13 protein-coding genes are annotated in these 21,173 nt (G+C 75.2%); 9 read left to right on the top strand and 4 right to left on the bottom strand.

Going from position 1 to position 21,173, the window contains the following annotated elements; genetic code table 11:
- The first annotated feature begins 37 nt into the window (after positions 1-37).
- Both BIV23_RS03085 and BIV23_RS03080 read left to right on the top strand, forming a co-directional pair.
- Positions 38-2,179 carry an FUSC family protein gene (locus tag BIV23_RS03085; protein WP_245790334.1) on the top strand — a complete coding sequence of 714 codons (2,142 nt, stop codon included), beginning with the start codon at positions 38-40 and terminating at the stop codon, positions 2,177-2,179.
- Positions 2,180-2,257: 78 nt separating this feature from the next.
- Entirely contained in the window at positions 2,258-2,821 is a 564-nt protein-coding gene (locus tag BIV23_RS03080) for a hypothetical protein (RefSeq protein ID WP_071379151.1), read from the top strand.
- Positions 2,822-2,869: 48 nt separating this feature from the next.
- Here BIV23_RS03080 and BIV23_RS03075 read toward each other — a convergent pair whose 3' ends face one another.
- Positions 2,870-3,778, bottom strand: a complete 909-nt coding sequence (locus BIV23_RS03075) for a TolB-like translocation protein (protein WP_071379150.1) — start codon at positions 3,776-3,778, stop codon at positions 2,870-2,872.
- Between the two features lie 123 nt (positions 3,779-3,901).
- On the opposite strand from BIV23_RS03075, the gene BIV23_RS03070 reads away from it, so the two are divergent.
- The 4 genes from BIV23_RS03070 (at position 3,902) to BIV23_RS03055 (ending at position 8,067) form a co-directional block, all read left to right on the top strand.
- Positions 3,902-4,927 carry an alpha/beta hydrolase gene (locus tag BIV23_RS03070; protein ID WP_071379149.1) on the top strand — a complete coding sequence of 342 codons (1,026 nt, stop codon included), beginning with the start codon at positions 3,902-3,904 and terminating at the stop codon, positions 4,925-4,927.
- Between the two features lie 67 nt (positions 4,928-4,994).
- Positions 4,995-5,825, top strand: coding sequence for a M55 family metallopeptidase (locus BIV23_RS03065; protein ID WP_071379148.1), 831 nt, complete (start codon positions 4,995-4,997; stop codon positions 5,823-5,825).
- A gap of 67 nt (positions 5,826-5,892) precedes the next feature.
- Positions 5,893-7,605 carry a DUF885 domain-containing protein gene (locus tag BIV23_RS03060; RefSeq protein ID WP_071379244.1) on the top strand — a complete coding sequence of 571 codons (1,713 nt, stop codon included), beginning with the start codon at positions 5,893-5,895 and terminating at the stop codon, positions 7,603-7,605.
- Between the two features lie 114 nt (positions 7,606-7,719).
- Positions 7,720-8,067, top strand: coding sequence for an antibiotic biosynthesis monooxygenase family protein (locus BIV23_RS03055; RefSeq protein ID WP_071379147.1), 348 nt, complete (start codon positions 7,720-7,722; stop codon positions 8,065-8,067).
- Positions 8,068-8,115: 48 nt separating this feature from the next.
- On the opposite strand, the gene BIV23_RS03050 is transcribed toward BIV23_RS03055, so the two are convergent.
- Positions 8,116-8,892 carry an SDR family oxidoreductase gene (locus BIV23_RS03050; RefSeq protein ID WP_071379146.1) on the bottom strand — a complete coding sequence of 259 codons (777 nt, stop codon included), beginning with the start codon at positions 8,890-8,892 and terminating at the stop codon, positions 8,116-8,118.
- A 220-nt stretch (positions 8,893-9,112) separates the two neighbouring features.
- Between BIV23_RS03050 and BIV23_RS03045 the strand changes: the two genes are divergently transcribed.
- Entirely contained in the window at positions 9,113-9,979 is an 867-nt protein-coding gene (locus BIV23_RS03045) for a helix-turn-helix domain-containing protein (RefSeq protein WP_071379145.1), read from the top strand.
- Here the strand turns inward: BIV23_RS03045 and BIV23_RS03040 are convergent.
- Both BIV23_RS03040 and BIV23_RS03035 read right to left on the bottom strand, forming a co-directional pair.
- A complete protein-coding gene (locus tag BIV23_RS03040; protein ID WP_071379243.1) occupies positions 9,969-11,420 on the bottom strand; it encodes a tryptophan 7-halogenase in 1,452 nt (483 codons plus the stop codon). The two genes, BIV23_RS03045 and BIV23_RS03040, sit on opposite strands and share 11 nt — an antisense overlap.
- Before the next feature lie 53 nt (positions 11,421-11,473).
- A complete protein-coding gene (locus tag BIV23_RS03035) occupies positions 11,474-19,306 on the bottom strand; it encodes a type I polyketide synthase (protein WP_177239680.1) in 7,833 nt (2,610 codons plus the stop codon).
- Positions 19,307-19,474: 168 nt separating this feature from the next.
- Between BIV23_RS03035 and BIV23_RS03030 the strand changes: the two genes are divergently transcribed.
- Together BIV23_RS03030 and BIV23_RS03025 are read left to right on the top strand one after the other, a co-directional pair.
- Entirely contained in the window at positions 19,475-19,861 is a 387-nt protein-coding gene (locus BIV23_RS03030) for a (2Fe-2S) ferredoxin domain-containing protein (protein ID WP_245790332.1), read from the top strand.
- A gap of 164 nt (positions 19,862-20,025) precedes the next feature.
- Positions 20,026-21,123 carry an enoyl-CoA hydratase/isomerase family protein gene (locus tag BIV23_RS03025; protein ID WP_071379144.1) on the top strand — a complete coding sequence of 366 codons (1,098 nt, stop codon included), beginning with the start codon at positions 20,026-20,028 and terminating at the stop codon, positions 21,121-21,123.
- The last annotated feature ends 50 nt before the right edge of the window (positions 21,124-21,173 follow it).

Genomic DNA, 21,173 nt, shown 5'->3' with positions numbered 1-21,173 from the left:
ACATGCCGGGGAACCGGCGCGGGGCGATTCTGTAGGCGTGGGCCGTCGAGTCCCTTCCCGCCACACCCTGGCGGACTACGCAGCCTCGGGCCGGCAGGCGGTCCGGGTGACGCTGGTCGCCGCGGCCGGGTTCTACCTGTTCCGCTACGGCCTCGACCGCCCGGTCGGGGCCACCTACGCCCTGTTCGCCGCCGTGGCCCTCGGCGGACTCGCCAGGATCCCCGGCACCGGGCGGCAGCGGGCTGTCATGGTGCTGCGGCTGCTGCCGGTGTGCTGGCTGCTGGTCGTCGTCGGCACCTGGCTGTCGGTACGGACCTGGAGCGCCGTCGTCGGCATGCTCGCGGTCGGCTTCGCGCTGGCCTTCGCCGCCGTCGGCGGACCACGCCTCGCGGGAGCCGCGCCGGGCCTGCAACTCCTCTACATCCTCCCGTCGTTCCCGCCCTACGCGCCCGGCACACTCGCGGAGCGCCTGGCCGGTACGACCACCGGGCTCGTCCTGCTCGTCGCCGCCGAGGCGCTGCTCTTCCCCGAACCCGCCCCGCCGTCCTACCGAGAGCGGGCCGCCGACGCCGCACGCGTGGCCGCGCACTGCGCCATGCTCCTCGCCACCGCGCCCCACGCCCTGACCGACACCGACGTCCGTCTGGCCCACGAGACCGGCCGGACGCTGCGGTCCCTGTCCGTGCCGGAGGCGGAGCGCCCGGCCGGACCGGGGGTGCGCGACCGCGCCCTCGCCCACACCGGCCTCGTCGCGCGCACCCTCCTCAGCCGTCTCGCCGATCTGCCCGCCGCGCCGGACGGGCGGCCCGGCCCCGAGGTGACCGCCGTCCTGCGCGCGGTGGCGGCGCTGGCCGCGGCGGCCGCGACCTGTCTGCGCACCGGGCGGCCGCCGGTGACGCCGTACGCCGAACTGGCCGCCGCACGCGCCCGCGTAGCGGCGGCCTCCGCGGCATGTGGCCCCGGTGCCGCACCACCGGACCTCCCGCCCGCCGTGCTGCGCCGGCACGCGGCCGTGCTGGAGATCGCCGACGCAGCCCTCGCCCTCGGCACGGCCGTCGATCTGGCCGTGCGCGGCCGGCACGCGTCGGTGGAGACCGGGCAGAGCCGCTTCTGGTACGCCAGCAGCCGGGCACCCGTGCTGTGGTGGCACCGGGTGCGCCATCATGCCGGTCGCCGGTCGGTGTTCTTCCAGAACGCGGTCCGTATCGCCCTGGCCCTGACCGCCGCCCGGCTCGTGGCCGGGGTGGACACGCTGCCCCATGGATTCTGGGCCATGCTGGCGACCCTCAGCCTCACCCGGACCACCATGGGCGAGACCTGGAGCACCATCCGCGCGGCCCTCGTGGGCACGCTGGCCGGAGCCCTGGTCACCGCCGGGGCGCTGACCCTTGCCGGCACCCACACCGCGGTCTACGCCGTCGTCCTGCCGGCCTGGATGCTGTTCGCCTTCACCGTGGGGCCGGTCAAGGGCGTCGGCTGGGCGCAGGGACTGTTCACCGTGCTCGTGGCCCTGGTCTTCGCCCAACTCACCACGTCCACCTGGAAGTTGGCGGAGGAGCGGGTGCTGGACGTGCTGATCGGCAGCGCTGTCGGCGCCGTCTTCGGCGTGCTCGCCTGGCCCCGCGGCGCCCATGACGAGATGCACCGTGCCGCGGCCGAACTCCTGCGCCGGGCGGCCGAGATCGTCGTCGCGACCGGCGCCTCCGTGGCGGGCACCGGCGCCGGAAGCGCACCGACCGGGGCACCGGGACACCCCTCGCTGCAACGCGCGATCGTCCTCGCCGAGTCCGCCTACGCCCAGTTCCAGTGCGAACAGGTGCCGTTCGGCGGGCGGCCGGGCGGGACCGTACCGCGCCATGTGGACTGGCAGGCCACGCTGATGGCCGGCCACCACACCCTGTGGGGCTCCGAACGCCTGCTGCAACCCCCGCTCACCGTACTCGGGCCCGCGCCGGCCGAGTCCGTCAGCGGGCTCGGCGACCGGGTGGCCGCGCGGATGCTGCTCGTCTCGGCGGCCCTGGACCCCGGCGGCGACACCCCGACCGGACCGGTGCCGCGGATCGAACCGGCACCCGCCGCACTCGCCGCCGAACCGCCCGGCGCGCCGCGCCTGTACTACGCCACCGTCTCCTGGCTGGCGTCGCTGACGACCGACCTGACCCGCATCGCACGCGAATGACCCGCCCCGAACAGGCCCTTGGTGGTGCCACCGGGCCGAGCCTGATAGGCATGGCCTGTGCGATTCGAGAGGGTTCCCATGCCGGCGGGCGTCGAGGCGCGCCCCCGGGACGCCCGCGGATATCCCGTGCCCGCGATCACTCCGTGGGAGAACGACGAGCCGCGGTTCGCCCTGACCGACTACGACCGCAGCGCCGCGTGCGCCCGCGGGCGGCTGTGCTCGGTGTGCGACCGCCCCATGCCGCGGGGGCCGGTGTGGCGCGTGGTGGGGAGCGCGGAGAGCGCGGCGATCGGCGAGGCGCTGGCCGCCGGGCGGCCCTATCGCAATCTCGCCCCGACCCTCGAAGGGCCGGGGCACCGCGCCTGCATGCTGTACGCCTCGATGGTGTGCCCGTATCTGGCCCGGCCGGGCGCCCGGCGCGGGCTGTCGGCGGCCGAACCGGACGAGATGACCGAGCACGTGGTGCGCGGCGCCGTCCGGGGCACGACGGGCGCGGTGGTGGGCTTCGCCGAGTACGAGTACGCCGTCACGAGCAGCCAGGTGCTGTTCCGCTTCCTCGACGTCGTGGAGTTCCTGCCGCACGACAACGCCGACACACACCTGGAAGAACTGCGGGCCGAGCTGGCCCGGTCGGCGAGGTGACCCGCACTCCGCGCCCCGGACCCGCCCGGCCCGTCCCGTCGGCCGCCGTCAGGGGCGGTACGCCGCCAGGCCCACGGTCGACGTGACCTCGACCGGGCGGCCCGTGCCGTCGGCCGGCAGCGTCACCGTGCCCGACGGGGTGCGCACCGCCAGGGTCCTGCCGTCGGGGGACCAGGCCGGCTCGGTGTAGTCGGTGGTCGCGTGCGGGGTGAGGTCCTTGACGCGGTTGCCGTGCATGAGGTCCTCCACGAGGACGTGGTCGTGGCCGGCGACCGAGCGCACGAACACGACCTCTTCCTCGTTCGGGGACAGCGCGGGCTGCGCGCCCTTGGCGAGCTTGCCGCCCTGCTGGCGCAGGTAGTCGTCACGGATGTAGACCGCGCCGGTGTCGACGTTGGAGTAGACCGACGTGCCGTAGTGCCCGCCCGCGTTGGGCCAGACGTTGCCGGTCTGCGGGAGGGCCCCGCCCGGGCCCGGGTCGCCGTTCAGGGACAGCGTCTTCGGCGTGCCGTGGACGGCCTTGGCCGAGACGTACTTCAGGCGCGAGACGCCCTTGTCGCGGGCCGCGAAGATGAGGTTGTCCTTGGCGGGGATGCCGTTCTGGGTGTCCTTCGCGGCCACCTGCCAGGTCGGGTGGGACCAGTTCTGGTTGCCGGGGTTCTTCGCGACGACCACGCGGCCACTGCCGTCAGGACGGGCGATGTCGAGATTCCCGGAGCCGTCGATGAACGCGGCCCGGGCGCCGTCCGGGGACCAGGCGAGATCGCGGACGGGTACGCCGAAGTTCACCCGGTGCCTGCCGATCAGCACGTACGCCGTGCCGTTGCTGACGGTCAGGGTCCCGTGCGCGGGGCCGGTGGCGGCCGACGCGGCTCCGGCGGCGCCCAGCAGCGCCGTGCCGGTGACGGAGGCGGCCACGGCGATGGCGGCGGTGATGAGGCGGGTTCGGTTGGTCATGGCTGAATCCCCCAGAAACGTGGACAGGCAAGACAGAGGCTGACAGGCTTCGATCTTCGGACGGTCCGCTCGGTGTCACAGGTGCGTAACAGTGTTCCCGGGGCGGATGATTGACTGGGCCGCATGGACTTCACTCCGGCCTCGACGCCCCGGACGGCACCGCCGCTCGACCCCGAACTGGCCGAGACGATCGCTGCGTTGGGGGAGGCGGCGAAGGAGCCGTTCACCCCGGAGAACCTGGCCGCACGGCAGGCGCGCGACGCCGCGAGCCGGCCCCGGCCGACGGTCCGGGACCTTGAGGACGGCGGCCGCTTCGAGGTGACGGAACTGCGCGTGCCGGGAGCGCCCGGCGCACCGGACGTCACGCTCGTCAGCGCACGGCCCGCCGGACTCGCGGGTCCGCTGCCGCTGCTGTACTACCTGCACGGCGGCGGCATGATCATGGGCAACGCCTGGTCCGTGCTTCCTCAGGTGCTGCGCGCGTGGGCGCTCCCGCTGCGGCTGGCCGTCCTCTCGGTCGAGTACCGGCTGGCACCGCACACGCGCTACCCGGGACCGCTGGAGGACTGCTACGCCGGATTCGTCTGGGCGGTCGAGCACGCGGACGCGCTCGGCGTCGACGCCGACCGTGTCGTCATCGGCGGAAAGAGCGCCGGCGGCGGACTGGCCGCGGCACTCGCCCTGCTCACCCGGGACCGCGGTGGCCCCGCCCCGATCGGGCAACTCCTCGTCTGCCCCATGCTGGACGACCGCAACGACACGTTCTCCAGCCACCAGATGGCCGGCGTCGACCTCTGGGACCGGACCTCCAACGCCACCGCCTGGCAGGCCCTGTTGGGCGACCGGTACGGCGCAGCGGACCTGTCGCCCTACGCGGCTCCCGCCCGCGCCACGGACCTGTCACGACTGCCCCCGGCCTACATCGAGGTCGGTGCCGCCGAGACGTTCCGGGACGAGGGCGTGGCCTACGCGCAGGCCCTCTGGCAGGCCGGGGGCCAGGCCGAACTGCACGTATGGCCCGGCGCCTGCCACGGGTTCGACACCTTCGCACCCCGGGCGGCCCTCAGCCGCGACGCCCGCGAGGCCCGCACCCGATGGCTCCGGCGGGTCCTGGCACAGTCCACGGCCGAGGCGCCGGAGGCCGGTTGACAGGAGGGGGAACCGAAGGCCGATCCGTGGACGTCTCCCGAACGATCATGTCTGAGGAGTGCACACGGTGCGGATCTACATCAGCGTGGACATGGAAGGCGTCACCGGACTCGTGGACGCCCATGACGTCCAGCCCGGCGGCCGGGACTACGAGCACGGTCGGCGCATGATGGCCGAGGACGCCAACGCCGCCGTACGGGGCGCCGTCGCGGCCGGGGCCACCGACATCCTCGTCAACGACGCGCACGGCCCCATGCGCAACATCCTCCCCGCGGACCTGGACCCGGCGGCCCGCCTGATCCGGGGCAAGCCGAAGCAGATGAGCATGCTCGAAGGCCTCACGCCCGAGCACGACGCGATGGTCTGCGTCGGCTACCACGCGCGAGCCGGCGCGCTCGGCGTGCTGAGCCACAGCTTCATGGGGCATGAGATCGAGGACATCTGGCTGGACGGCAGGCCGGTGGGCGAGATCGGGCTCGCCCATGCCACCGCGGCGGCGCTCGGTGTGCCGACGGCGGTCCTCACCGGCGACGACCGCGCCTGCGCCGAGACGGCCGAGTGGGACCCGGAGGTCACCACCGTGCCGGTGAAGTACGCCCGGGACCGCTTCGCCGCCGAGCTGCGCCCCGCCGAGGAGGCACGCGCGGCCATCCAGGAGGCGGTCACCGCGAGACTCTCCGCGCCGTTGCCCACGCCGACGGTGACGGCCGACCCGGCGACACTCAGGGTCCGTTGGCAGTCGGCCTCCGTGGCCGCGACCCTGCCCGGCATTCCGGGAGTCGTCCCGACGGACTCGCGTACCGTCGAGGCGCGCGGCCCGCTGCCCGGCCTCTACCGGCAGTTCGTCGTGTGGATGCGCGTGGCGGCCTCCCTGACCGACCAGCCGCCGTACTGCTGAGCCACCGCGGCCGAAAGACAACACGCCCTGCTGACAGTCCCGGTGGCGGGGCGTCAGCATGGCCCGCATGGCCGACGAACCGAGCACACCGAGCACACCGAGCACACCGCGCCGTATCGCCGACGACCATGTCGCACAGGTCGCCGCCCTCGACCCCGTGGCCTCGGCCCGGCTCGGCCTCCATCCCGAGGACGACCGGCAGCCGGACCTGTCGCCCGAGGGCTTCGAGGCACTGGCCGACGTGGCCCGGGGCACGCTCGCCGCGCTCGACGCGGCCGAGCGGTACGGCGAGAAGAACGGCACGGTGTGGGCGGACGCCGAGCGCAACTGCGCCCGCCTCCTGCGGGAACGGCTGACCGCCGAACTCGCCCTGCACGAGGCGGGCGACCAGTTCCGCCAACTGCGCAACGTCGGCTCGCCCCTGCACCAGGTGCGCGGCATCCTCACCCTGATGCCCACCGGGACCGACGCGAACTGGGCAGCCGTCGCAGGCCGGTTGCGGCACGTGCCCGACGCCCTGGACGGGTACCGGGCCACCCTGTCCGAGGGCATCGCCCGCGGGCTGCTGTGCGCGCCCCGCCAGGTGACCGCCGTACTCGGCCAGCTCGCGGCCTGGACCGGCCAGGACGGCGGCGCCGACTGGTTCGCCGCCTTCGTGGCCGCCGCACCCGACCGGCTCAGGCCCGGACTCGACGCCGCCGCCGAGCGGGCGACGGGCGCGGTGGCCGGCTTCCGCGACTGGCTGCGCGGCACGTACCTGCCCGCCGCCGACGGCACCCCCGACCCCGTCGGCCGCGAGCGCTACCTGCGCGCGGCGCGCTGGGCCATCGGCGCCGTCCCGGAACCGGCCGAGGCCTACGCCTGGGCCTGGGAGGAGTTCCACCGCACGCGCGCCGAGATGCGGACCGAGGCCGCGCGCGTCCTTCCGGGTGCCGACGTCCGCGCGACCATGGACCACCTGGACCGGCACGGCCACACCGTCACGGGCGAGGAGAACATCCGCGCCTGGCTCCAGCGGATCACGGACGAGGCGATCGACGCCCTCGACGGCACCCACTTCGACCTCTCCGGCCCGATCCGCAGGGTCGAGACGCGCATCGCACCGGCGGGCAGCTCGGTCGCCCCGTACTACACCGGCCCCAGCCTGGACTTCAGCCGCCCGGGATACACCTACCTCCCCACCCTCGGCCAACAGACCTTCCCCACCTGGGAGATGGTCAGCACCTGGTACCACGAGGGCGTGCCGGGGCACCACCTGCAGACCGCCCGCTGGACCGCCGAGGCCGACCGGCTCAGCACCTACCAGATCACCCTCGGCGCGGTCAGCGCGGACAAGGAGGGCTGGGCGCTGTACGCCGAGCGGCTGATGGACGAACTGGGCTTCCTCACCGACCCCGCCCGCCGCCTCGGATACCTGGACAAGCAGATGCTCCGGATCATCCGCGTGATCATCGACATCGGCATGCACCTGGAACTGCCCGTCCCGGCCGGCTCCGGCTTCCATCCGGGCGAACGCTGGACCCCGGAGCTCGCGACGGCGTTCATGGCCGCACACCACGGCAGCGGCCCCGCCCGCCGCGCCGGCGAGATCGACCGCTACCTGGGCTGGCCCGGCCAGGCCATCGGGTACAAGCTCGGCGAACGTGCCTGGCTCCAGGGCCGCGAAGCCGCCAGGCGCCGCCTCGGCACCGCCTTCGACCTACGGGCCTGGCACACGAAGGCACTCACGCTGGGCTCACTCGGCCTCACGGACCTGGCCGAGACGCTCGCGTCCCTGTGAGAGGCGGCAGTTCCGGGCACTGCGGACAGGAGCCGGACGGCCGGGTTGTGGTCCAGGCCGGTGCGCGAGATCGTTCGAGGCGATACTGCCGGTGCCGTCTGTCGGAGGACCTCAGTGACCGATCCCGCGCCCGCGTCGATGCCCGCCCCGCCCTACTACGCCGTGGTCTTCACCGCCGTGCGGACCGCCGGCGACAACGGCTACGCGGAGACGGACGAGCGGTTGATGAAACTCGCTGCCGACCAGCCGGGCTTCCTCGGTGTCGATTCCGCACGCGGTGCGAACGGCCTGGGGATCACGGTGTCGTACTGGAGGGACGAGGAGTCGATCGCCGCGTGGCGGGAGCACGCGGAGCACGCCCTGGCCCGTGCGTACGGACGCGAGCACTGGTATTCCTCGTTCTCCCTCCACGTGGCCAGGGTCGAGCGTGCCTACGGCTCGACCCGACCGGCGGATCAGTAGGCGCCGCCTTCCCTCCCGCCGGTCCGGTCCGAGCAGCCCGGCGCGCGGTCAACCGGTCTGTGCGGTGGGCATGATGGTGACCTGCTGGAGGTTGGCCCGCGGCGGCAGGCACGCGATGAAGCCGACGGTCCGTGCGATGTCCTCGGGCGTGAGCCACTCCATGGTCTCCTTGGCGGACGCCGGCCACGCCCGAGCGCCCTCGTCCGTGACATGGCTCTGCAGCTCGGTGCCGACGATGCCCGGCTCCAGCGCCGACACCCGCACCTTCTGCGGGCCGAGCTCGGCCCGCAGGTGCCGGGAGAGATGGGTGACGTAGGCCTTGGCCGCGGAGTAGACGGCGAAGTTCGGGAAGATGTTCTGCGCCGCGATCGACGAGGTGTTGACCAGATCGGCCACACCACGCGCCGCGGCGGCCGCCACCAGGTGCGGGGTGAACGCGCCGATGACGTTCATCAGGCCGGTGACGTTGAGGTCGATCTGGGGCTGCCACTGGTCGGTGGCCAGCTCCTCGACCGGCGCGGGCAGCATCACACCCGCGTTGTTGAACAGCAGGTCCGCGCGGCCCAGTTCGGCCGTCACCCGCTCGGCGGCCGCCCGGACCGTGGCCGCGTCGGTGACGTCGACGGGCAGGGCCAGGGCCCGACCGCCGTCCTTCTCGATCCGGGCGACCAGCTCGGCCAGCCGGTCCGCGCGCCGCGCCAGTACGGCGACCCGGGCGCCGAGTGCGGCCAGATGCTCGGCCGACGCCTCGCCGATACCGCTGGAGGCGCCGGTGACGACCGCCACACGGCCGGCGAGGGGGAGAGCGGGAGTACGCGCAGTCATGGAACCCACCTTCCGGAGAGAATCAAGTCAAGGGGGTACAGGGGGAGGGGACCGGATCGCGGTCACGGCCGGTCGCCGTCCTCCTCATCCAGGACACCGGCCGCCCGCCACCCGTGGAGCCCCGGAAAGGTCCCTGACGAGGCCGGTTCCGGCGAGGCAGGTACTGGCAGGGCCTCCTGAACCCGGTGGGCGGGGCGCCGTGGTTCGTCACACTGGGGACATGGAGGACCGAAGCCGCGAGATCGCCGATTTCCTGCGCACCCGTCGGGCGCGGATCACCCCCGCCCGGGCGGGGCTGCCCGCCGAGGGCCGGGCCCGCCGCGTGCCCGGCCTGCGCCGCGACGAGGTGGCCCGCCTGGCCGGTGTCAGCACCGAGTACTACACACGCCTGGAGCAGGGCCGGGCCCACCACCCCTCACCCGAGGTCGTCGAGGCCCTCGCCCGCGCCCTCCGGCTCGACACCTCGGAGCGCGAGCACCTCACCGACCTGCTGGCCCGCCCCGGCGCGGCCGCCCGCCGGACCCCCTCGACTCCCCAGCGCGTACGCCCCGGGCTGCACCTGATGCTGCACACCCCGGCGCATGTGCCCGCGTTCGTGCTGGGCCGGCGGACCGACGTCCTGGCCGCCAACCGGCTCGCCCGCGAGGTCCTCACCGACTTCGACGCCCTGCCCGCAGCGCGCCGCAATCTGGCCCGCTACTACCTGCTGGATCCCGAGGCGCGGGAGCGGGTCGGCGACTGGGACCGGGTCGCCGCCGAGACCGTCGCCGTGCTCCGCCTCGACGCCGGACGGCACCCGCACGACCGGCAACCGGCCGACCTCGTCGGTGAACTCACCCTTGCCTGCCCCGAGTTCAGCGGCTGGTGGAACGACCACCGGGTCCTGCGCCGCACCCACGGCACCAAGACCTACCACCACCCCCTGGTCGGCGAGCTCACCTTCGCCTACGAGTCCTTCCAGAGCCCCGGCGACACCGACCAGACCCTGTGTGTCTACAACGTAGAACCGGACTCCGACACCGCCCGCAACCTCGAGCTCCTCACCAGTTGGACGGCACCCGCGCCGGACGCCGGTTTCACGGCCTGAGCCAGGACAGTCCGTCCGCCGCCACCGTCAGGGAACCGGCCGCGGCCGGGGCGTCGAGGGGGCCGCCGTACAGGGCCTGTTCCTCGAGGTCGTTGCCGGTGCGGAAGGTGTCCGCGACGATCCGGGTGGACAGCAGCGGGTTGCCGCGCTCCGTGCCGTCCGCCAACCGGCCCACCGCCTCGTCCAGTTCGGCCGCCGCGGCACCGCGCTCGGCCGCGAGCACCGACGCGTCGCCGGACACCAGACCGCCGGCGAGTTCGGCGAAGGCGGCGGCTTCGTCGAGGTCGACCCGGGTGACCTTCTTCGCCGACCAGAAGTACGAGTCCTCACCGCGTTCCATGTCGTAGAAGGCGATGAGGAATTCGTGGAACACTCCGTACTCGCGGCGGTAGCGCGCCTCGAACTCGGCGAAGCCGCGCTCCTCGGGAACGCTGCCGTCCAGCGCGGAGTTCACCGCGCGGGCGGCCAGCAGGGCGCCGTACGTCGCCAGATGGACGCCCGACGACAGCACCGGGTCCACGAAGCAGGCGGAGTCCCCGGCCAGAGCCATCCCCGGGACCCACAGCGACGTCTTCCCGTAGGAGTAGTCCTTGCGGACCCGGATCCGGTCGTACGGCGGCTCGGTCGCGAGCGGTACGTCCGTCAGCAGCCGGTCGACCTCCGGACAGGCCTTGATCATGTCCTGCCAGGCGCCGCGCGGATCGCGCTGGACGGCCGCGAGGTGCTCGGGCGCGATCACGGCGCCCACGCTGGTCAGGTCGTCGCGCAGCGGAATGTACCAGAGCCAGCCGGCGTCGAAGGCGGCGCAGAAGATGTTCCCGCTGTCCGGTTCGGGCAGCCGGCGGCCGCCCGCGTAGTAGCCGAACACAGCGAGGTTGCGGAAGAACTCGGAGTACACCCGCGCCCCGCCGACCTGGCTGTGGATCCGGCTGGTGTTGCCGGAGGCGTCGATGACGTACCGGCCCTGTGCCGTGCGCGCGGTCCCGTCCCGGTCGGTGTACTCGACGCCGCGTACCCGCCCGCCCACACTGAGCACGCGGCGCACGGGGCTGCCCTCACGGACCTCGACACCGACCCGTTCGGCGTTGCGCAGGAGTATCTCGTCGAACCGGGAGCGCTCCACCTGGAAGGCGGTCGCCGTGGGCTCGGGCAGCCGCGGCGTCATGGAGAAGGAGAACCGCCAGGGCTCCGGGTCGCGGCCCCAGCGCATCGTGCCGCCGCGCTTCGGGGTGAAGCCCGCCCGGGCGACCTCGTCGGCGACGCCGAGGAGGCGGCACAGGCCGTGCACGGTGGCGGGCAGCAGCGACTCGCCGATCTGGTACCTGGGGAAGGTGTCCCGCTCCAGCAGGAGCACGCGGTGCCCCCGCAGGGCCACGGCGGTCGCGGCGGTCGCGCCGGCCGGCCCGCCGCCCACCACGACGAGGTCGTACTCGGAGGTCATCCGGAGGCTCCTGTTCTCGTGTCCGGGTTCCATGCCCGGTTTCCTGTCCGCGGTCACTCCGCCGGCCGGCCGGTCAGCCAGGCACGGATCGCCGCGGCCGTGCCGTCGGCGTCGCGGTGCAGTGCCGAGTAGTGGTCGCCGGGGAGGTCCGCGCTGTCGTGGGGGAGCGGCCAGTGCGGCCGCCAGTCCCCGTCGGGGTCGATCCGCCGCATGTGCGCGGTGGGGCGGCCGCGGAGCAGCAGGGCCGGGACCGGTGACGGCTCGGGCCGCCAGTTCTCCAGGACGCGAGCGTACCCGCCCCCGGTGATCAGCACCGCGTCGTCCAGCAGGTCCACCAGCTCGTCCGGCAGATCGGCACCGGCCGACATCAGCGCCAGCCCGCGCGGGTCGTCGCGGCGCAGCAGCCCCGCATGGGAGTCGAGCAGGATCACACCGGCCGGCGGCCGTCCTTCCCGCGCGAGCTGCCGGGCCACGGCATGCGCGACCGCGCCGCCCGCGCAGTAGCCGACGAGGACGGGGGCCGTGTCGAGGGACAGGGACCGTACGGTGTCGGCGTGCGTCCGCGCCAGCGTGGCCATGCCGTCCGGGACGGCCCACTGGGACGTGCCGAAGCCGGGATGCTCCAGCAGGAACAGGTCGCGTTCGCCGTCGAACCGGTCGGCCAGCGCGGTGGGCACGCGGTGCCGCGGTGTGAGGTAGTCGGGGAGGTACACCAGCGGGGTGCCGCTGCCCCGCGCGAGCCGGACCGGCGGGGCGGTGTGCCGGGCGCGTTCGGCCTCGGTGAAGGCGGGAAGGGCGTACGACGCGAGGTAGCGCAGCCCCATCGCCTCCAACGGCCCCTTCTCACGCAGCACTTGGTGGTACAGACGGCTGAAGCGGTACGCGGCGTCGGTACCGGCGGCGGGGGAGCCGGAACCGGTCCGTGCCGCGTCGGTGTCCTCGGCGCCCCCGGTATCGGCTCGCGGCAGCCCGCCCGCCTCGACCAGCGCGGCAAGGACGTGCGCCGCCAGCTCGGCCGGGGTGGGATGCTCCAGGACGGCCGTCGGGGACAGCCGTACGCGGGTGAACGCGCTGAGCCGGTTGCGGAGTTGGACGGCGGTGAGGGAGTCGAAGCCCAGCTCGGTGAAGGCCCGGTCGCGGGGGAGCGCGGCCGGGTCCGGGAAGCCCAGGACCGCGGCCACCTCGACACGGATCAACTCGGCCAGCACCGCCTCCCGTTCGCCCGCGGCGACGCCCGCGAGCCGCTCGCGCCATGCGCCCGGCACCTGTGCGACGGCTGCGGCGGTCGGTACGCCGGTGACCGTCCTCGTACTCCGGCCGGCCGGCTTCGGCAGCAGGTCCGCGAGGACGGCCGGCGTGCCCGGGCCGCCGTCCGCCGTCGCGAGGTCCAGCGGGATCGGCACCAGCACCGGCTCCGCACGGCGCAGCGCACCGTCGAGCAGCGCCGTGCCCTCCTGCTCGGTGACGGGCAGGACGACCCCGTCGCCGAGGCGTTCGGGCGCGACACGGCCCGCCATGCCCGCGTCGCCCGCGAGGCACCAGGGGCCCCAGGCCAGCGCCTGCGCGGGCAGCCCCCGGGACACCCGGTGCCGGGCGAGGGCGTCGAGGAACCCGTTCGCCGCCGCGTAGTTGGACTGACCCGGCCGGCCGAGGACACCGGCGGCCGAGGAGTACAGCACGAACGCGGACAGGGCGAGGTCCCGCGTCGCCTCGTGCAGATGCCAGGCACCGTCCGCCTTCGGCCCGAGCACGGCCGTGAGCCGTTCACCGGTCATGGCGTCCAGCACGCCGTCGTCCACCACCCCGGCCAGATGGAAGACCGCCGTCGGCGCCGGCCGGCAGGACGCGACCAGGGCGGCGACGGCCAGGCGGTCGCTCACGTCGCAGGCCGCCCCGCGCACCGTGGCCGCCAGGCCGCCCGCCCACTCCGGGACCCGGCCGTCGCGGCTGACCAGCAGCAGCTGACGGACACCGCGTTCGGCGACCAGATACCGGGCCAGGCTCGCGCCGAGCGCCCCGGTGCCGCCGGTGACGAGCACGGTGCCCGCGGGAGCCGGCGCGGGCGGCTCGGCGGCGGGCGGGTCCGCGAGGGCGAGCCGGGGTGCGCGCAGGACCCCGTCGCGCAGGGCGACCTGGGGTTCACCGCACCGAAGCGCCGCCTCGACGGCCGCCGGGGCGGGCGGAGTTCCCAGTCCGTCGGCCAGCACGATCCGGCCCGGGTACTCGGACTGGGCGCTGCGCACGAGCCCGGCGACGGCGGCCTCCGCCAGGTCGGGATCGTCCCCGGTCGCGTTGCGCGTGAGCACCAGCAGACGGCCCGGCCGGACATCGGAGGTCCAGTCGCGCAGTCGTTCCAGTACGGCGGTGAGCAGGCCGCGCACCCGGTCCGGGACCGGCAGGCCGGCCGGCAGCGCCGCCGCCGCGGCCGGCACATCCAGTACCTCGTGCCCGGGAACGGTGTCGTGGACGGGGGTGGTGGGCCGCCAGGCGAGCCGGTAGGTCCCGGCGGCGGCCCGGGGCAGCGCCGGCAGCGCGCGGGTGACCACGGACTCCACGGCGGCGACGGGGCGGCCGGCCGGGTCGGCGAGGGCGACCCGGAACTCGTCGGGGCCCAGCCGCCGTAGCGCGGCACGAGCGGCGTGGGCGCCGGGCAGGTACACCGTCACGCCGGTGCAGGCCATCGGCACCCGCGGCTCGCTCGGCGGCCCGCCCGGCCCCGCGGCCAGCAGCGCGGAGTGCAGCGCCGCGTCGAGGAGGGCGGGGTGCAGCGTGTACGCGCCGGCGGTCGCCGCTTCCCCGGGCGGCAGGGCCAGTTCGGCGAAGACCTCCTCGTCCCGGCGCCACAGCGCGGTCACCGCACGGAACGCGGGCCCGTAGCGCAGGCCGTGCGACGCGAGACGCGGGTAGTCGACCGGGACCGGCACGGCGCCCGCGGGCGGCCAGGTCTCCGGCGCCGCCCCGACGGGCTTCGGACCTGTGGGCGCCGTACCCGCGGGCGTCGGATCCGCGGCGGTGAGCGTCGCGGTCGCGTGCCGGGTCCACGGCCTGGCCGCCCCGGCCGCCTCGGCCGTACGGGCCCAGACGGTGACCGGGCGGCCACCCGCCCCGTCCTCCGCCCCGGCCACCACCTGCACCTGCGTCTGCTCCGGGGACAGCACGAGCGGCTCGTGGAAGGCCAGTTCGGCGAGCCGGACGGCACCGGACGCACCGGCCGCCCGCGAGGCCAGCTCGGCGAAGAGGGTCGCGGGCGCCAGCACCCGGCCGTCGATCACATGGTCGGCGAGCCAGGGGTGGCGGGTGGTGGAGAGCGCGGCGGTGTGCCGGATGCCCGGTCCGTCGGCGTCGGGCTGCGGCCGGCCGAGCAGCGGGTGCCCGGCCGGGACCGGCTGCCGGACGGCGTTCAGCCAGTAGCGCTGCCGCTGGAAGGGATAGGTGGGCAGGGGGCGCCGCCGGGCGCCGCTGCCCGCGTACACCGACGGCCAGTCGACCTCGACCCCGTGCACATGCAGGGCGGCCAGGGTCTCAAGTGCCGTACGCGCGTCGGCACATGACGCGAACACCGCACCCGTACCCGGTGCCACGCACTCCTCGGCCGCCGCGCTGAGCACGGCGGACGGCCCGGCCTCGACGAACGCCGTGACGCCGTCCTCCGCCAGCCGGCCGACCGCGTCGGCGAACCGGACGGTCTCGCGTGCCTGCCGTACCCAGTACTCGGGGGTGGCGAGCGCGTCCGGCTCGGGACGGCCGGTGAGCGTGGACACCACCGGGACGGACGGGCGGTGGTAGGTCACGGACTCGGCGACCGTGCGGAACTCGGCCAGCATCGGGTCCAGCAGCGGCGAGTGGAAGGCGTGGCTCACCGCCAGCCGTCGGGCCGGCCGGCCGAGGGCGGCGGTCAGCGCCGTCACCGTCTCCTCGTCGCCGGAGAGCACGACCGACGCCGGTCCGTTGACCGCCGCGACCGCGACCCGGCCGGTCACCTCGCCGAGCAGGGGTGTCACCTCGGCGAGCGGCGCACGCACCGAGACCATCGCGCCGCCGGGCGGCAGAGCGGCCATCAGCCGGCCGCGGGCGGCGACGAGGCGGACCGCGTCGGCGCGCGAGAACACACCGGCGAGGTGAGCGGCGGCCAGCTCGCCGACGGAGTGGCCGACCAGTTGGTCCGGCCGTACGCCGACGTCGGCCAGCAGGGTGTGCAGGGCGACCTCGAAGGCGAACAGAGCGGGTTGCGCGTAGTCGGTGCGGTGCAGCAGGCCGTCGTCCGGGGCGTCGATCACCGCCGACAGCGGCCGGTCGAGCAACGGCGTGAACCTGTCGCAGAGTTCGCCGAACGCCGCGTCGAAGACGGGAAGCGCGGCACACAACCCGCGTCCCATTCCAGGCCGTTGGGCGCCCTGGCCCGCGCACAGCAGCGCCACCTTCGGCCGGGTTCGCGCGGTGCCCCGCAGCAGCGCGGGACCGTCGACGCCGTCCGCGAGATCCCGCAGCCCGGCGAGCAGGCCCGCCGGACTGTCGGCCAGGACGGCGGCGCGGTGGGAGAGCGGGGCCCTCGTGGTCGCGAGCGCGTACGCCACGTCCAGTGCGGCGGCCTCGCTCGTCACGTCGGTCGACGCGGCCGCCAGCCGGGCGGCATGGGCCCGCAGCCCGGCCTCGTCACCGCCGCCGACCAGCCAGGGCGTGACCGGCAGCCGCCCCCCGGGCGCCGGCGCGGAGGTCTCCGCACTCCCGTCCGGTGCCTCCTCGATGATCACGTGGGCGTTCGTCCCGCCGATGCCGAACGACGACACGGCCGCCCGGCGCGGCCGCTCACGGCGCGGCCAGGGGCGCGCCCGGTCGAGCAGCCGTACCGCCCCGGCCGGCCAGTCGACGTGCGGGGACGGCCGGTCCGCGTACAGCGAGGCGGGCAGCACGCCGTGGCGCATCGCCTCGATCATCTTGATCAGGCCCGCGATCCCCGCCGCGGCCTGGGTGTGTCCGAGGTTCGACTTGACCGAGCCCAGCCATACCGGGTCGGCGGGATCGCGGTCCTGGCCGTAGGTGGCGAGGAGCGCGCCGGCCTCGATCGGGTCGCCGAGGGCGGTCCCCGTGCCGTGCCCCTCGACGGCGTCGACGTCGGCCGCCTGCAGCCCGGCGTCCGCCAGGGCCAGCCGGATCAGCTCCCGCTGTGCCGCACCGCTCGGGGCGGTCAGGCCGTTGGACGCGCCGTCCGAGTTGACGGCCGAGCCGCGCAGCACCGCCAGCACCGGATGACCGCCGCGCCGGGCGTCCGACAGCCTCTCCAGGAGCACCAGACCGACGCCCTCGCCCCACGCCGTACCGTCCGCGCCCGCGGCGAACGACCGGCACCGCCCGTCCGGCGACAGCCCGCGCTGACGGCTGAAAGCGATGAACGGCTGCGGACTCGACAGCACCGTCACCCCGCCCGCCAGCGCGAGCGTGCACTCCCCGGCCCGCAGCGACGCGGCGGCCAGGTGCAGCGCGACCAGCGAGGAGGAACAGGCGGTGTCCAGGGTCAGCACCGGCCCGTGCAGCCCGAGGGCGTACGCGATCCGGCCGGAGGCCACGCTGCCCGACGAGCCGATGCCGATGTGCGACTCCAGCTCGTGCGGGCAGACGCCGGTGCCGTAGCCGATGTGCATCAGCCCGACGAAGACCCCGGTGCCGCTGCCGCGCAGCGCCGGTGCCGGGATGCCCGCCCGCTCCAGTGTCTCCCAGGCGACCTCCAGCAACAGGCGCTGCTGGGGGTCGGTGGCCAGGGCCTCGCGGGGCGACATGCCGAAGAAGAGCGGGTCGAAGTCCGCCACGTCGTCGAGGAACCCGCCACGGCGCACGTACGTCGTCCCCAGCCGGTCGGGGTCGGGGTGGTACAGCGAGGCGAGGTCCCAGCCCCGGTCGGCGGGGAAGTCGCCGGTGGCGTCGACGCCTTCGGCCGTCAGCCGCCAGAGGTCCTCGGGGGTCGTCACCCCGCCCGGGTAACGGCAGCCGACGGCCACGATCGCGACCGGCTCGGCCCGCGGACCGCGCCGCGCGACCGCACCGGCGGGCACGGGCTCCGGCGCGCTGTGCAGCCGGGCGTCCAGGTGGGCCGCCACGGCGGCCGGGTCCGGATGGTCCCAGACCAGCGTCGCCGCCAGCCGCAGCCCCGTGCGCACGCTGAGCCGGTGCCACAGGGTCATCGCGTCCATCGAGGTCAGACCGAGGTCGGCGAACGCGGTGCCGGGCGCGGCGGCCACCCCCCGCATCGCCGCGATCTCCGCACACACCAGGTCGGTCAGGGCGGCCCGCCGTTCGCCGGGCGTGCGCTCGCCCAGCCGCGTGAGCGTCGGCTCGGCCGGCCGCCCGGCCAGCGCCTCACGCAGCAGCGCCCGGCGCGGCTTGCCCGCGGCGGTGCGCGGCACGGCCGGTGTGAACAGGACCTCCTCGGGCACCTTGTGCGCCGACAGCACCGCGGCGCAGGCCCGCAGGAGCGCCGCCGTGTCGAGGGCGGGCCGCTCGGGCACCACGAACGCCACCGGCACCTCGCCGAGCAACGGATGGGCCCGCGCCACCACCGCCGCGTCCCGCACCCCGGGCAGAGCGCACAGCACGCGTTCGACCTCGGCCGGGTCCACGTTCTCACCGCCGCGCACGATACGGTCGGTCACCCGGCCGGTGACGATCAGAGTGCCGTGCTCGCCGAACCGGCCCAGATCGCCGGTGCGGTACCAGCCGTCGCGCAGCGCGCGGGCGGTCTCCTCGGGCCGGCGGTGGTAGCCGAGCATGACGCCGGGCCCGCGCACCCGGATCTCCCCCTCGCCGGTGTCCCGCCCGGTGCGCGGATCGACGATCCGGACGTCCGTCCCGGGCAGCGGCGTCCCGCTGCCGCCGGGCATCCGCGGCCCGTCCGGCGCCTCCATCGCGATCTTGCCGCAGGTCTCGGTGCTGCCGTAGCCGTCCAGGAGCGGCGCACCCAGGCTCGCCGCGACCTGCTCCCGCAGCTCCGGATCGCTCGGCGCACCGGCGGTGACGCACCACCGCAGCGAGGGCACCGCGCCCAGGCCCGCGTCCAGCAACTGCCGGTAGGTGAGGGGCACTCCGCCGAGGACGGTGGGCGCGAACTCCCTCACCAGCCCTGCCAGCGCGGCCGGTTCGGACACGGAGGTGACCCGCGCGCTCGCCCCGGCCGCGGTGGTGCCGAGGACACAGAGCGAGTGCGCGTAGGTGTGCGCGAGCGGCAGCGGCCACAGCATCCGGTCCGCCGCCGACAGCCCGAGCCGCGGCAGATAGCAGGCGACCGACGACCACAGCGCGGACCGCTGGCTGGACACCGCGGCCCTGGCGGTGCCGGAGGTACCGGACGTGTAGAGCAGCCAGGCCGGCTCGTCGAGGCCGAGGTCGTCGCGCGGCGCGGGTGGCCCCGCGGCGGCCGGGTCCGCGCCGGGTGCCGTGGCCGGTACGGCGGCGGCCAGGTCCTCGAAGCCCACGGCTCCCGGCGGCAGCGGGCCCTCGCCGGTCACCACCAGCCGGACCCGGCGCCCGGCCGTCAGCGGGGCCAGCCGGGGCAGGTTCCGCCGGTCGGTGACCAGCACGGCAGGATCGCAGTCGGCCAGCAGCTCGGCGAGTTCGGCATCGGTGCCGCGCGAAGCCAGCGGTACGCCCACCGCGGCCGCCCGCACCGTGGCGAGCAGCCCCTCGACCAGCTCCACGCTGTTGTCGAGGCAGAACGCCACCCTGGCACCCCGGTCCACCCCCAGCCGGGCCGCCAACCCGGCCGTCCTGCGCTCCAGTTCGACCCAGCCCACCCGGCGCCGGTCGTCGGCGAACGCGAGCCTGCCGCCATGGCGCCGGGCGTTCTCGGCGAGCAACTCGGGGACAGGCCGCACCTCGAACGCCTCCGCCGCACCCACCAGGCTTCTCCCTCGCTCCAACGCCCGCTCCGCGTCCGCCTGTTGACGAGCCTACGGCGCACACCGGCAGGTCAGCGGCAACGGCTCGCGGGGGCGCCGGCGAGAGAGATGAAAAGATGGCCGCTCATGGACACCGGGGCGGACCTCCCCGGGAGGGGAGCGGACGGCATGCCCGAGCGATCGATGGAAGAAGGACCCGGGAGCGGGCGCGCGGGGGCACCGTGCCGGGTCGTCGTGTGCCGGGACTGCTGCTGCGGCACCCCCAAGGTGCCCGGCGTCGACCACGCCGCCCAGACCGCGCGGCTGTGCGCCGCCGTGCCCGTGCGTGTCTCCGACTGCCTCGACGCGTGCGACCAGGCCAACGTCGTCGTCGTACAGCCCTCCGCCGCCGCCCGGGCCGACGGCGCGCGGCCGGTCTGGCTGGGGCTGGTGAACGATCCGGACGCGACCGAGGACATCATCGCCTGGGTCCGCGCCGGCGGCCCGGGCCTGGCCGCCCCGCCGGACATCCTGGACCTGTACGCCTTCACACCTGCGGGGCGCCGCGCGGTGTGACCGGACCGGCGCAGCCCCCGCCGTGGCCCGCCGCACGGGGGTGCGGGAACCCCGGCGCGCACGGCCCTGAGAGGATCGTCCGCGACCAGCGGGTGCACCGGCCGGGAAGGAACCAACGAGATCATGCGCGTCACCGTGGCCCATGACCAGACGGAGGTGTCCGGATGACCGGCGCCGCGGGAGCCGGCCTGCCGCACGGCGACGAACCCGTCCTGTTCCACACCGCTGGCCGGGCCGCCCACATCACCCTCAACCGGCCGAAGGCCCTCAACGCCCTCAACCACGAGATGGTGCGCCGTATCGACGCCGCCCTGACCGCCTGGGAACACGACCCGGCGGTGCGGACCGTGGTCCTCACCGGCGCGGGCGAGCGCGGCCTGTGCGCGGGCGGCGACATCCGGGCCATCCACGACGACGCCCGCGACGGCGACGGCACCGCGTCGGCCGCGTTCTGGCGCGACGAGTACCGCCTCAACGCCCGCATCGCCCACTACCCCAAGCCGTACGTCGCCCTCATGGACGGCATCGTGATGGGTGGCGGGGTCGGCCTCTCCGCACACGGCGGCGTCCGGATCGTCACCGAGCGGTCGCGGGTCGCCATGCCGGAGACCGGCATCGGCTTCGTCCCCGATGTCGGCGGCACCCACCTGCTCGGCCTGGCCCCCGGCGAGCTGGGCACCCACCTCGCCCTGACCGGGGACGGGATCGGCGCCGGTGACGCCCTGCTGTGCGGACTCGCCGACCATTACGTACCCTCCGCGGCACTCGGGGAGCTCGTGGCCGACCTCGCCGGGCTGTCCGTGCACGACGCCCTCGCCCGTCACGTACGGCCCGCGCCCCAGGGGGAGTTGGCCGAGCGGCGGGAGTGGATCGACGCCTGCTACCGCGCCGGCACGGTCGAGGAGATCGTGGACCGGCTGCTCGGCCACGGCGACCCGGCGGCCAAGGAAGCGGCCGAAACCCTGCTCGCCAGGTCGCCCACCTCCCTGAAGGTCACCCTGGCCGCGGTGCGCCGCGCCCGGCGGCTCGGCCCGCTGGAGCCGGTGCTCGACCAGGAGTACCGGGTCTCCTGCGCCTGCCTGAGCACCCACGACCTGGTGGAGGGCATCCGTGCCCAGGTGATCGACAAGGACCGCGACCCCCGCTGGTCCCCGGCGACCCTCGCGGAGGTCACCGACGCCGACGTGGACCGCTTCTTCGCCCCGCTCGGCCCACGCGAACTGGGCCTCGCCGAGCTCGGTGAGGCCCAGGAGACCGCGTAGGCGTCCGCTTCCAACGTCCGCTGTTCCAGCGCCGTTCCGCCACGGCCGCC

Source organism: Streptomyces monashensis, assembly GCF_001866665.1.
Classification (GTDB): domain Bacteria; phylum Actinomycetota; class Actinomycetes; order Streptomycetales; family Streptomycetaceae; genus Streptomyces; species Streptomyces monashensis.
The sequence above is the reverse complement of the archived record's forward strand: the minus strand, read 5'-3'. Positions and strand labels throughout refer to the sequence as shown.

Bases quoted from the DNA above. Each gene is read 5' to 3' on its own strand.
- BIV23_RS03050 (WP_071379146.1), bottom strand. From the start codon at position 8,892: ATGACTGCGCGTACTCCCGCTCTCCCCCTCGCCGGCCGTGTGGCGGTC.
- BIV23_RS03045 (WP_071379145.1), top strand. From the start codon at position 9,113: ATGGAGGACCGAAGCCGCGAGATCGCCGATTTCCTGCGCACCCGTCGG.
- BIV23_RS03080 (WP_071379151.1), top strand. From the start codon at position 2,258: ATGCCGGCGGGCGTCGAGGCGCGCCCCCGGGACGCCCGCGGATATCCC.
- BIV23_RS03070 (WP_071379149.1), top strand. From the start codon at position 3,902: ATGGACTTCACTCCGGCCTCGACGCCCCGGACGGCACCGCCGCTCGAC.
- BIV23_RS03060 (WP_071379244.1), top strand. From the start codon at position 5,893: ATGGCCGACGAACCGAGCACACCGAGCACACCGAGCACACCGCGCCGT.
- BIV23_RS03030 (WP_245790332.1), top strand. From the start codon at position 19,475: ATGCCCGAGCGATCGATGGAAGAAGGACCCGGGAGCGGGCGCGCGGGG.
- BIV23_RS03075 (WP_071379150.1), bottom strand. From the start codon at position 3,778: ATGACCAACCGAACCCGCCTCATCACCGCCGCCATCGCCGTGGCCGCC.
- BIV23_RS03040 (WP_071379243.1), bottom strand. From the start codon at position 11,420: ATGACCTCCGAGTACGACCTCGTCGTGGTGGGCGGCGGGCCGGCCGGC.
- BIV23_RS03025 (WP_071379144.1), top strand. From the start codon at position 20,026: ATGACCGGCGCCGCGGGAGCCGGCCTGCCGCACGGCGACGAACCCGTC.